We start from the raw sequence: 12374 nt of genomic DNA on the forward strand, positions 1-12374 counted from the left end.
TGCTCCGTCTTTTCCGTGGGGTTTCCCCGTGGTCATCCAGGCGGCCGTGCTCATGGGCGCCGGATTCCTGGCCTTGGCCGTCGCGGTGTTCATGCCCATGGTGCGCGAAGTGGAACTTGGACTCACGCCAAGCGTCAAGCTGGGACCCGCGCTGAAGGACCGCCAAGCCGAGCTGCGGAGCGTGTTTGAGCAGCAAAAGGGCGACCTCGAGTATTGTGCCCACCTCCTGTGCGGCGATCCTGAAACGGCGCGCAGGTTGCTGGAAGCTTCGTGGTCGCAGGCGGCCAGTGCATGGAAGGGCCCCGCCAGTCCGCTGCTTCGCGTTTATACGTTGTGCCTGCTGGTCGAGAAGCTGAGGAAGGAAGATCTCTGGCTGCGTGGCTCTCCGAGACAGAACAGGAAGGGAAAGTTGCCGCGTCCGAAGGTGGATAAGGGTCCCTTGGGCGTGTTGTCGCCCGGCGAGCGGATCGTCGTGGTCCTCCACGAGTTTGCGAACCTGACGGTCCACGAGATCGCCGGCCTGACCAACCAGCCCGTTACCAGGGTGCGTCAGCTGTTGACGGGCGCCACAGCCAAAACCAATCAGCCGGCTTTGGAAGATGGCCGGCCGTGAAAGCAGAGTTGCGCGAGCGCCTCCTGGCCGAAGCCTCCGCCCACATCCGCACGTACCCGGCGGACATGGAGGGGGCCCTTGAAAGCGGCATGCAGCGTCTTCGCCGAAGGACCATCAGGACATGGGTAGTGGCTCTGGCAGCGGCGATCCTGTTGACGGCCGGCTTGGTGGCCGTTCGGGTATTCCTGGACCGCGGACCGGTGGCACTGGCGTCCATCGAGGTCAGCGCGTCCGCCACAGCCCTCCGCCCCGATGCCACAGCGCAGCTCTCTGCCAACGGTGTGTACAGCGATGGTTCGCGCCGCTCCCTGATGGACGGCGTTGTCTGGGCCTCCGAAAACCCTGCAGTGGCTGAGGTGGCAGGGTCGGGCGAGGTGACGGCGTTGGCCCCCGGCGACGCCGGGATGACAGCAACGTACGACGGCGTCTCCGGGCGTTTGGCGCTGACCGTCACCCGGCCCGGGTCGGCTCCGTTGACGGCCCTGCGCATTTTCCCGGAGACGGTGTCCCTGCAGACTGGTGGCGAGGTCCAGTTGGATGCCGTGGGCAGCTTCAGCGACGGCTCAATCGGCAAGCTCAACGTCACGGCAGTCTGGGCTTCGGACCGTCCGGCCGTGGCACAGGTGGACGGGAATGGCCTGGTCACGGGCATCTCCGCGGGTTCGGCCACCGTGACGGCAACTGAAGCCGGCCTACAGGCGGTGGCGCGCCTTACCGTGACCCCGAAGCCCCCGGCCACGCTCACCGGGCTGCACCTTGACCCCGCTGAGGCCACCCTCAAGGACGGTCAGTCGCGGCAATTCACAGCGGTGGGTGAATACTCCGACGGAACCACGGAGACGTTGGCGGCAGTCACGTGGTCCACCGGCAACCCGAAGGTGGCCACAGTCTCCGCGGCAGGACTCGTCACGGGGCAAAGCGTCGGGCAGGTGCTGGTCACAGCCCTCCACGTCGATGGTGCAGGCAAGCAATGGCAAGCCCAATCCAAGGTAACGGTGGCGCACGCGGTGACTGCCGTCGTCGTCAATCCTCCCGGGCCTTTTGCCCTTGACAGCGGACAGACCGTCCAACTGACCGCCACTGTGGCCTACAGTGACGGACTGCCCGGGAACGCAACGGTGGCCTGGGCGTCCAGTCGGCCGATCTTCGCCTCCGTTGATGGAAACGGGCTGGTCCGCGCCGGCCCGGGGCAGGGACAGGCCACCGTCACTGCCACCGCGGAGGGTGTCTCCAGCAAGGCCGTCACGGTCAGTGTTGGACCAACCGTGCCGACACCCGGGCCGGTGAAATAGCTTTACAGCTTCGCGATGATCCCTGCCAGCAACGCCGAGATCCGCTTGCCTGCAGCCTCGCCCGCTTCCAGGACTTCGGCGTGGCTGAGCGGAACCGGGCTGATGCCTGCGGCGAGGTTGGTGACCAAGGAGATCCCGAAGACTTCCATGCCCGCGTGGCGTCCCGCGATGGCTTCCAGTGCCGTGGACATGCCAACGAGGTCCGCGCCGATCCGTTTGGCGTACTGGACCTCGGCCGGGGTCTCGTAGTGAGGGCCGGTGAACTGGGCGTAGACGCCTTCCTGCAGCGAAGGGTCCACTTCGCGTGCCACAGCCCGGAGGCGTGAGGAATAGAGGTCGGTGAGGTCCACGAACGTGGCACCCTCCAGCGGGGACGTGGCTGTGAGGTTGATGTGGTCGCTGATCAGGACGGGCGTGCCGGGTTCCCAGGCTTCGTTGAGGCCGCCGCAGCCGTTGGTGAGCACGAGCGTCTTGCAGCCGGCAGCGGCAGCGGTCCGCACGCCGTGCACCACGGAACGGACACCGCGGCCTTCGTAGTAGTGCGTGCGTGCGCCGAGGACCAGTGCGCGTTTACCTTCTTTGGTGAGGACTGAGCGGATGGTTCCCACGTGGCCCACGACTGCCGGTTTGTGGAAGCCCGGAACCTCCGAGGCACTGAGGGTTGCGGTGGTTTCACCGATCAGGTCGGCGGCTTCTGCCCAGCCGGAACCGAGCACCAGGGCGACGTCGTGGGACTCGACGCCGGTCTCGGCAGCAATGTAATCGGCGGCGTCTTTGGCGGCTTCGAAGGGGTCAGTGTTCAACAGCTCTGAGTTACTCACTGGTACAAGCTACCGTGCACGCGTAGCTGTCCGGTAGGGACGCGCCCGTGGGTGAGGTATGGCTGACTGGCAGCAGCAGCGCGGATACGGGAGAATTGAGGATTGTGACCACCCAAGTTGACTTCAGTTCCCCACGAATCGCGATCCTGGGAGGTGGTCCCGGCGGATACGAAGCTGCCATGGTGGCCGCCTCGCTCGGCGCCAAAGTCACCATCATCGAACGGGCAGGCCTCGGCGGCTCGGCCGTTCTGACCGACGTCGTGCCTTCCAAAACCCTCATTGCCACTGCCGACCTCATGACCCGCGTCAGCGAAGCCGACGAGCTCGGCGTCAAGTTCGATGACACCGCCTCCAAGCCGCACGCCGACCTCAAGCACATCAACGACCGCGTCCTTAACCTCGCGCGCGGCCAGTCCAAAGACATCCGCGACGGGCTCGAGCGCCTCGGCGTCGAAATCGTCGTCGGCTCCGGCAAGCTGCTGGACAACAACACCATCGAGGTCCTCACACTTGAGGGCACCCGCACTATCGAGGCCGATTCCATCCTCCTGGCGGTCGGCGCCCACCCCCGCGAACTGCCGACGGCCAAGCCGGACGGCGAACGCATCCTGAACTGGGCCCAGATCTACAACCTGGACGAGCTGCCCGAAGAACTGATCGTGGTGGGTTCCGGTGTCACCGGCGCCGAGTTCGCCTCCGCTTACAACGGCCTCGGCTCCAAGGTCACCCTGATCTCCAGCCGCGACCAGGTCCTCCCGGGTGAGGACACGGACGCCGCCAAGCTGCTGGAGGGCGTTTTTGAACGTCGCGGCGTGCGCGTCCTGTCCCGCTCCCGCGCCAATGCGGTTGAGCGAACGGACGACGGCGTGAAGGTCACCTTGGGTGACGGATCGGTGGTGACAGGTACCCACTGCCTGGTGTGCGTTGGGTCCATTCCGAACACGGCGGGGATCGGGTTGGAAGAAGCAGGCGTTGCCCTGACCGAGTCCGGCCACATCAAGGTTGACGGTGTCTCCCGCACCACGGCACCCAACATCTACGCAGCAGGCGACTGCACGGGCGTGTTCGCCTTGGCGTCCGTGGCTGCGATGCAGGGCCGGATCGCCATCGCGCACTTCATGGGCGACGGCGTGAAGCCCCTCAAGCTCAACCAGGTAGCCTCCAACATCTTCACGTCCCCGGAGATCGCTTCCGTAGGTGTTTCCGAGGCCGATCTGGCTTCCGGTAAGTATCAAGGCGATGTGGTGATGCTGTCCTTGCTCAGCAACGCCCGTGCCAAGATGCGCAACACCAAGGACGGCTTCGTCAAGATCATCGCCCGCAAGGGTTCCGGCACCGTGATTGGTGGCGTGGTGGTGGGTCCGAACGCCTCCGAGCTGATCTTCCCGATCTCCGTGGCCGTCACGCAGAAGCTGCACGTGGACGACGTCGCAAGTGCCTTCACGGTGTACCCGTCGCTGACCGGCTCCATTTCCGAAGCAGCACGGCGTTTGCACGTGCACATGTAGCCAGCTGTTTTCACGGGCCCGTTTCGGGGCGTCGCTGCGCAGAGTGCCGTTCGCACGGCATGATGCGCAGCGAGCCATCGAAACGGGCCTTTGCGTTTCCGGGGCGATCAGCGGCTTAGTCCGTCAGCGGTGCAGGGCAGCCACGGCGTCGGCCAGGGACAGGCGCAGCACAGGGCCGTGGCCCGGGAGGATCAGCGTGGCCTGGAGATCTCCGAGCCTGCGGGTTGCCTCGAGCGCAGCTTCCGGGTCTGAGTGGAACATCCGTTGCAGCATTTGTGGCCCGGGCTTGCTACTGAGTGGATGCCCGCTGACAAACGTGTCGCCCACGGCGATCGCCCCAGCGCCCGGCAGGAGAAGCGCCACGTTGCCAGGCGTATGCCCGGGGGCCGCGATGGCCTCCGGACGTCCGGGCAGGTTAGCCAGCTTCTGCTCCGTCCAGGCCTCGGCCAGCGTTGCGGGCTCTGCTTGGAGGGCCTTGGCCTTGATGACGTGGACCATCCAGCGGAAGACCTTGGGACGCCAGATGCGGGCCAGGACCTGGCCGATGGTGACCTGGTGCTTCTCCTTGCCTTGCACATGCGCGAGTTCTTCGGGGGAGCAGAGGATGGGCGTGCCGAACGTCCTGGAGAAGTACGCCGCCGAGCCCGTGTGGTCCACATGGCCATGGGTGAGGAGCATGGCCTTGGCTTCAGCCGGCTCCAGGCCGAGTTGCCGGATCGAGTCCAGCACCGCATCCCGGTCAGCCGGGTACCCGCCGTCGATCATGATGAATCCGGAAGCATCGCGCACGATGATCCAGTTGGAGGCCGGTCCCTCCACGAAGTGGATGCCGGGTGCGGGTTCAGTGATGGTCACCCGGAAATTCTAGGCGCCCAAGCAAGGAGTTCGCCGGAAACCCTCAACAGCTCCCGGAAACTTCCAGCGTTCTTGCAGCCTTGCAGCGACCCAGCGAGTTCGCCGGAACCATGCGGGCCCCAGCAGCGAGTTCGCCGGAAACCCGCGGGCGCCAGCAGCGAGTTCGCCGGAAACAAGCAACAGCCCTCGGAAACTTCCAGCGAACGGGCACGCTTCCCGCGAACGGGGTGCCGTGCGGGGAATCGTGAGCTTACGCGGCCTCAGGCGGCAGCCGTTTGGAAGTGTTTTTCGATGAGTCCCTTGATGTCCTCGTGGCAGCCGCCGCAGCCCGTTCCGGCGCGGGTGGCCTTGGAAACCTCGGCGACCGAAGAGCAGCCTTCCACCACTGAGTCCTCAATGCTTGCCGCGCTCACGCCCGCGCAACGGCAAACGGTGCGCTCCGGATCGGAACTGTTGCCGCCCCCGGAATCAAGCTGGTCGGGGCCATCCAGGCGCAACAACAAGGAACGGTCGGCCGGGAGCTCAGAGGAGCGCTCGAACAGCACCACCAACTCGGCGGCTGTCCTGGGCATCCCCACGGCAACCAGGCCTTCCAGCACTCCGCCGCGGGTGGTCATCTTGACGTAGCGGCCGTGCTCGGGGTCGGCCCATTGCGAGATCTGCCGCCGGGGTCGCCCGGCCACGGCGCCGGCTTCCAAAAGTTCCTCGTCCCACGGATCGGCTTGGTTGTCCCCGGCTACGGCAAGGTTGATGCCACGGGCTTTCAAGACCACGACTCCGGGCTTCTCAGCGGCCACGGGCTCCAAGGCATCCGCCACCGATTGGCCGTCGCGGGCCAGTACCACCAAGTACTCTGCGAGCCATTCAGCCTGCCTCCACCCTGGGCCCACCAAGCCGGATGGACCCCCGGCCGTGCGGCAGTCGACGCAGGCGGCGTCGGGGCAGCGGACCTCGGCGCAGTCGCCGATCGCGAACATGTGCGGCTCGTGGTAGGTCCGCAGATGGTGGTCCACCAGGATTCCGGTACCCACCGGAAGACCGCAGCCCTCGGCCAGTTCGATCCGCGGACGCACACCGCAGGAGAGAACCAGCAGGTCGCCGTCGATGGCTGAACCATCCGCCAGCAACAACGCAGAGAAGGATCCGCCGGGCCCTGCCGTTTCAACACCGGTGGACCGTGCGTTGCCGGCCATGCGGACACCACTGGAGCGGAGGCTTGCCGTCAGGACTGATCCACTGCCGCGGTCAATGCTCCGACCGAGCGGGAAGGGTCCGTTGTGGACCACAGTGGCCTTTGCACCTTCTTCCGAAGCTGCCAGGGCAGTCTCGAGGCCAAGGACGCCGCCGCCCAGGACCACCACGCGTTTGCCTTCGGAAACAGCCGATCGAAGCACCGCGGCGTCCTGCAGATCGCGGAGCGTAATCACTCCGGCCGGCAGCACGGGACCCGACGGATCGGGGTTCAGTCCAGTCAGGTTGGGGATGACCGGACGTGAGCCGGTCGCGAAGACCAAACGATCATAGTGCTCGGCGGAGCCGTCGGAGAGGACAACCTGCTGCCGGGCGCGGTCGATCCGGCGCACCTTGGTTCCGAGCCGGACATCTACCCCGTCGGCCACAAGGGACGCGGCATCAGCCATGGCCAAAGCGTCGGCTGTGGTGCGGCCAACCCCAAGCTCAGCCACCATGACGCGGTTGTACGCTGCCTCGGTTTCCTGACCAACAACCAAAAGCTGTACCAGCCCTGAACGGACGGAAGGAAGGAGCTCATCCACCAAACGCGCGGCCACAGGGCCGAATCCAACAACAACAATGCGCTCGCTCATGAAGCCTCCTCGGAGTGCAGTGACAATTCGGTGCTGACAGCAACGGGAACGACGCTGGATGCTGCGGGCCGGACCCACACACGGCTGGTCTTGAACTCAGGCATGCCGGAAATGGGGTCGGTTGCTGCTTCGGTCAGCCGGTTGGCGTTTTCCTGGCCCGGGAAGTGGAAGGGCAGGAAGACGGTATCCGGCCGAACGGCGTTGCTTAGCTCGGCACGGCACAACACCTCGCCCCGCTCGTTGGTCACCGTGGCGTAGTCGCCGTCGGCAATCCCGCGGGAAGCAGCGGTTGCCGGGTGGATCAACAGCCGCACCTGGGGCTGGGCCGCCAGGAGCTCGGCTACGCGCCTGGTCTGGGCGCCCGACTGGTAATGCTCCAGCAAACGGCCCGTTGCCAGGGCCAGGGAGTCATCGGCAAATGACCGCGCGGCCCGCTTCGAGGGGGTCACCGGAACCAGGACGGCCCGGCCATCGGCATGTGCGAAGCCGTCACTGAACAAGCGGGGAGTACCGGTGCTGCCCACGGGATACGGCCAGTACGCAGCCTCGCCGCGGTCCAGCATGGCGTAGTCGATCCCGGAGTAGTCGGCCATACCACCGGCAGATGCCAGACGGAGTTCCTCAAAAACCGTCTCAGGATCTTCACTGAAAGTAGAAGGTGCCTCAAGGAGCCCAGCCAGCCGGGCCATGAGCCACAGCTCGTTCCGGACACCCGGGGGAGGGGTCAGCGCGCGCCGGCGCCGGATGACCCTGCCTTCGAGGTTGGTGAGGGTGCCTTCTTCTTCGGCCCACTGCGTCACGGGCAACACCAGGTCCGCTTCCTGGGCGGTTTCGGACATGAAGAAGTCACACACCACCAGGAAGTCGAGGGCCCGAAGCCCCGCGGTCACGGCGTTCGTGTCCGGAGCCGAAACCACCACATTGGCGCCGTGGACGAAAAGGCAACGGACGCCGTCGGGCTTTCCAAGGGACTTGAGAAGTTCGACGGCGGGCAGGCCGGGACCGGGGATGAGGGACTCGTCGATGCCCCAGACGGAAGCGACGTGCGCGCGGGCAGCGGGATCGGTGATTTTGCGGTAGCCGGGGAGCTGGTCGGCTTTTTGGCCGTGCTCGCGGCCGCCTTGGCCGTTGCCCTGGCCCGTCAGTGTTCCGTAGCCGCTGCGCGCCGAGCCGGGAAGGCCCAGCAGCAGGCTGAGGTTGATGGCCGCCGTTGCGGTGTCGGTACCGTCAACGTGCTGTTCCACGCCGCGGCCGCTGAGGATGTAGCTGCCGCCATCCCGGGCACCGTGGGCCAGGCGGCGGGCGGTCTCCCGGATGAGGGTGGCGGGCACTCCGGTGATGGACTGGACCCGCTCCGGCCAGAAAGCATTCAGGCTGCGCACCACCGAGGCGTAGCCGGTGGTCCGTTCCGAGACATAGTCCGTGTCCACCAGCCCTTCATGCACCACAACATGGCTGATGCCCAACAACAAGGCCAAATCGGTGCCGGGCGTCGGCTGCAGGTGGAGGCCGCCGCCGTCGGACGTAAACGCCGCAGTAGCCGAGCGGCGGGGGTCCACGACGATCAGACCGCCGCTGTCCCGTGCGCCCTGCAGATGCTGGACGAACGGGGGCATGGTTTCGGCGACGTTGGAGCCAAGCATGAGGATGACCGATGCCGAGTCAAGGTCGGTGACGGGGAAGGGGAGCCCTCGGTCCACTCCAAAAGCCCGGTTCCCCGCGGCCGCGGCCGAGGACATGCAGAACCGGCCGTTGTAGTCGATGCGGGAGGTACGGAGTGCCAACCGGGCGAACTTGCCCAGCATGTAGGCCTTCTCGTTGGTGAGGCCGCCACCGCCGAAGACACCGACGGCGTCGTTGCCGTACTGCTGCTGGGCGTCCTTGACCGCCGCCGTGATGAGCATGAGGGCCTGGTCCCAGGAGATCGGCTGGTGGACGCCGTCGGAGCCTTTAAGCAACGGTTCGGTGATGCGCCCGTTGTGGCGCAACAACGACGCCGATGTCCACCCCTTGCGGCACAGCCCGCCCCGGTTGGTGGGGAAGTCGCGCCCGGATACCTCCAGGGGTGCGGCCGGGGCAGCCACCGGTGCGGGCACTGCCCCGGCCGCTGGGGCAGCCGGGGTCAGCGTCATGGCGCACTGGAGCGCGCAGTAGGGGCAGTGGGTATCGGCGCCGTTGGGCATCTAGATGTGTCCGATCGTGTTGCGCTTCTGGGCCGGGCGGATGTAGAAAGCCCAGCAGACGGTGAGCATCAGGACATAGGCTCCGACGAATCCGTAGAACGCCGGTGTGTAGGAGCCTGCCGTGGTGTTGGAGGCGTTGAGCACCTGGGGGATCACGAAACCGCCGTAGGCGCCGATCGCCGAGATCAGGCCCAAGGATGAGGCTGCGAGCCGCGCGGTTGCTGCGCTGCTGGCTCCTGCGCGGGCCGCGCGGCTGGAGGTCGCGAAGATCACGGGGATCATGCGGTACGTTGCCCCGTTGCCGAACCCACTGGCGATGAAGAGCAGCAGGAACAGTCCCAGGAAGAGCCAGAAGCTCTTGAGCGGCAGGGTCCAGATCATGGTCAGGGTGATGACGGCCATGGAAGCGAACGCGGTCATGCTCATCCGTGCCCCGCCCATGCGGTCGGCCATGCGGCCACCATACGGCCGGGCCAGGGAGCCGACCAGCGGGCCCAGGAACGCGAGGGACAGTGCTACGGCCCCCAGGTGGATGGAGGAGAACTCGGGGAAGTAGTCCTTGATCAGCTTGGGGAACACGCCGGCGAAGCCGATGAACGAGCCGAACGTACCAATGTAGAGGAAAGCCATGATCCACAGGTGCGGTTCCTTCAGCGCGGCCACCGAACCGGCGACATCCCCCTTGGCGCTGGTGAGGTTGTTCATGTACTTCCAGGCGCCGAAGGCTGCGATGAGGATGAGCGGGATCCAGATGAGGCCGGCCATGGGCAGGTTGACGGTTCCGGCAGCAAGCAACGTCACGGCGACGGGAACCACCAACTGCGCGACGGCGGCACCCAGGTTTCCGCCGGCAGCGTTCAGGCCCAGCGCCCAGCCCTTTTCGCGGGCGGGGTAGAAGAAGGTGATGTTTGCCATGGAGCTTGCGAAGTTGCCGCCGCCGAACCCTGCCAGGGCTGCGACGAGGAGCATTACTCCGAAGGGAGTTTCCGGGTTGGAGACGCAGATCGCCAGGCCGGAGGAGGGGATGAGCAGGAGCAGCGCCGAGACGATGGTCCAGTTCCGTCCGCCGAACTTGGGAACCATGAAGGTGTAGGGAATGCGGAGCGTGGCGCCCACCAGGCTGGGGATCGAGATGAGCCAGAAGATCTGGTTGGTGTCGAACGTGAAGCCTGCTGCCGGTAGCTGCACGACCACGATTGACCACAGCTGCCAGACGACGAATCCGAGGAACTCGGCGAAGATGGACCAGTACAGGTTGCGCTTGGCGATGGACCGGCCTTCGGCTTCCCACTGGCCCTTGTTCTCGGCGTCCCAGTTGGCGATCCAGCGGCCGGGGCGGTGTTCAAGGGTGGGGGCGGCGGTGGCAGTGGACTGGGCGGGAGCCAGTTCGTCTGCGGTGCGGTCAACAGTCACGGGAGTGCCTCCTTGGTGGGGGACGTTGTCCTTCAAAATTAGGTTTCGTGCATTTCGCGGACCGTCGCGGTTTGTAAACGTGCTGTGACATTTCCCTATCTGCGGCATCACGGACGCGTGAGACGATGGTGAGGTTGTGGTGCAGACCACAATGTGGGATTTTCCTGTTGGTCCACATGATGGACTTGGTTGTCCAGTCAATGGACTGTGGGAACTATTATTGAACTCTCGAATAATCCATCGCCGCCAAGGCTTTCGTGGCATCAGGCGGCGTGAACGAAAGCTGCTAACTACATGTCTTCCACTGCACCCTCCAGGGAAGGTGAGTCCACCAAGCCAGTGAACTCGCGGGGCCGGGTGATCTTCGCCAGCCTGATCGGTACCACGATCGAGTTCTACGACTTCTACGCCTACGCGACGGCGTCGGTCCTCGTCTTCCCGAAGCTCTTCTTCCCCGATGCCACCGACATCAACGCGCTGCTCAGTGCCTTTGCGATCTTCGGTGTAGCCTTCTTCGCACGCCCCATCGGCGCCGTGGTCTTCGGCCACTTCGGTGACAAGATCGGCCGCAAGGGAACCCTCGTGGCGTCCTTGCTGACCATGGGTATCGCCACGTTCCTCATTGGCCTGCTCCCCGAGGCCTCGCTGCCGGGCTGGGCCATCATGGCACCGGTCCTGCTGGTGGTTCTCCGCTTCTTCCAAGGCCTGGCGCTGGGCGGCGAGTGGAGCGGCGCGGCGCTCCTGGCCACCGAGAACGCGCCGGAGGGCAAGCGTGCCATCTACGGCACCTTCCCGCAATTGGGCGCCCCCATCGGCTTCATCATTGCCAACGTGATCTTCATCTGGATGAACGTTGCCCTGACCCCGGAGCAGTTCCTGGCCTGGGGCTGGCGCGTGCCGTTCCTCCTGAGTGCCGTCCTGGTGATCGTGGGACTCTACGTCCGCCTCAAACTTGTCGAGAGCGCATCCTTCACCAAGGTGATCCAGCAGGACAAGATCCAGAAGCTGCCCTTGGGCGCCACCTTCAAGAACCACTGGCGCCCCGTGGTTGCCGGAACGTTCATCATGCTGGCCACTTACGTGCTCTTCTACATCATGACCACGTTCACCTTGTCCTACGGCACCAAGCCCACGCTGGCAGGTGCGCAGGCGGCTGCTGAGAAGGCCGGCAAACCCATGACGGCCGAGCAGGTTGCAGCGTTCGTTCCCGGTCTGGGCATCTCCCGGTCCGACTTCCTGTGGATGCTGATCATTGGCGTCGTGTTCTTCGGAATCTTCACCGTGGTCTCCGGACCGCTCGCCGAAAAGTGGGGCCGCCGGAAGTTCCTGCTGGGCGTGACGGCCGGCATCTTCGTTTTCGGAGCGCTCTGGTTCACGATGTTCGGTCCCAGCCAGGCCGCCGCGATGGTCGGCCTGATCGTTGGCTTCACGCTCATGGGCCTTACCTTTGGTCCTATGGCGGCCATCCTGCCCGAACTGTTCCCGGCGAATGTCCGCTACACGGGCTCCGCCGTTGCGTACAACCTGTCGTCCATGATCGGTGCAGCCCCTGCCTCGTTCGTCGCCATCGCCCTGTGGTCCGCCGCCAACGGAAGCACTTGGCTGGTAGGCGTGTACATGGCGGTTGCCGCCGTGATCACCTTCATCGCGCTCTGGCTCACGCGCGAAACCAAGGACACGGACTACGAGAACAACGTCGCCTGACGCTTCAAGGAGTACGACGTGGGGGGGGGCCCCCCCCCCCGGGGGGGCGGGGGCGGGGGGGGGGGGGGGGGGGGGGGGGGGGGGGGGGGGGGGGTTTGGGGGGGTGTGGGGGGGGGGGGGGGCGCCGGGGGGGGGGGGCCCCCCCCCTCCATGGTCGCT

At 65.7% G+C, this 12374-nt stretch carries 9 protein-coding genes; 4 read left to right on the plus strand and 5 right to left on the minus strand.

Features of this window, described 5'->3' with window-relative positions:
• Positions 1 to 28 precede the first annotated feature (28 nt).
• Positions 29 to 613, plus strand: coding sequence for a sigma factor-like helix-turn-helix DNA-binding protein (locus ACIQTZ_RS09695; RefSeq protein WP_402979896.1), 585 nt, complete (start codon positions 29 to 31; stop codon positions 611 to 613).
• Positions 610 to 1905, plus strand: a complete 1296-nt coding sequence (locus tag ACIQTZ_RS09700) for an Ig-like domain-containing protein (RefSeq protein WP_402979898.1) — start codon at positions 610 to 612, stop codon at positions 1903 to 1905. Before ACIQTZ_RS09695 ends, ACIQTZ_RS09700 begins: the two co-directional genes overlap by 4 nt.
• A gap of 2 nt (positions 1906 to 1907) precedes the next feature.
• On the opposite strand, the gene ACIQTZ_RS09705 is transcribed toward ACIQTZ_RS09700, so the two are convergent.
• Entirely contained in the window at positions 1908 to 2726 is an 819-nt protein-coding gene (locus ACIQTZ_RS09705) for a purine-nucleoside phosphorylase (RefSeq protein WP_397326611.1), read from the minus strand.
• A 104-nt stretch (positions 2727 to 2830) separates the two neighbouring features.
• Here ACIQTZ_RS09705 and ACIQTZ_RS09710 point away from each other — a divergent pair, with 104 nt between their 5' ends.
• Positions 2831 to 4234, plus strand: a complete 1404-nt coding sequence (locus ACIQTZ_RS09710; protein WP_402979901.1) for an NAD(P)H-quinone dehydrogenase — start codon at positions 2831 to 2833, stop codon at positions 4232 to 4234.
• Positions 4235 to 4357: 123 nt separating this feature from the next.
• On the opposite strand, the gene ACIQTZ_RS09715 is transcribed toward ACIQTZ_RS09710, so the two are convergent.
• The 4 genes from ACIQTZ_RS09715 to ACIQTZ_RS09730 form a co-directional block, all read right to left on the minus strand.
• Positions 4358 to 5089: an MBL fold metallo-hydrolase gene (locus tag ACIQTZ_RS09715; RefSeq protein ID WP_402944173.1), complete on the minus strand. Its 732-nt coding sequence runs from the start codon at positions 5087 to 5089 to the stop codon at positions 4358 to 4360.
• A gap of 260 nt (positions 5090 to 5349) precedes the next feature.
• Positions 5350 to 6915, minus strand: coding sequence for an FAD-dependent oxidoreductase (locus ACIQTZ_RS09720; RefSeq protein ID WP_402979903.1), 1566 nt, complete (start codon positions 6913 to 6915; stop codon positions 5350 to 5352).
• Positions 6912 to 9098, minus strand: a complete 2187-nt coding sequence (locus tag ACIQTZ_RS09725; protein ID WP_402979906.1) for a molybdopterin oxidoreductase family protein — start codon at positions 9096 to 9098, stop codon at positions 6912 to 6914. Before ACIQTZ_RS09725 ends, ACIQTZ_RS09720 begins: the two co-directional genes overlap by 4 nt.
• Positions 9099 to 10511: an MFS transporter gene (locus ACIQTZ_RS09730; RefSeq protein ID WP_400331076.1), complete on the minus strand. Its 1413-nt coding sequence runs from the start codon at positions 10509 to 10511 to the stop codon at positions 9099 to 9101.
• 294 nt (positions 10512 to 10805) lie between these two features.
• Between ACIQTZ_RS09730 and ACIQTZ_RS09735 the strand changes: the two genes are divergently transcribed.
• A complete protein-coding gene (locus tag ACIQTZ_RS09735; RefSeq protein WP_402979910.1) occupies positions 10806 to 12215 on the plus strand; it encodes an MFS transporter in 1410 nt (469 codons plus the stop codon).
• Positions 12216 to 12374: the final 159 nt, after the last annotated feature.

Source organism: Paenarthrobacter sp. NPDC090520 (assembly GCF_044769205.1).
Classification (GTDB): domain Bacteria; phylum Actinomycetota; class Actinomycetes; order Actinomycetales; family Micrococcaceae; genus Arthrobacter.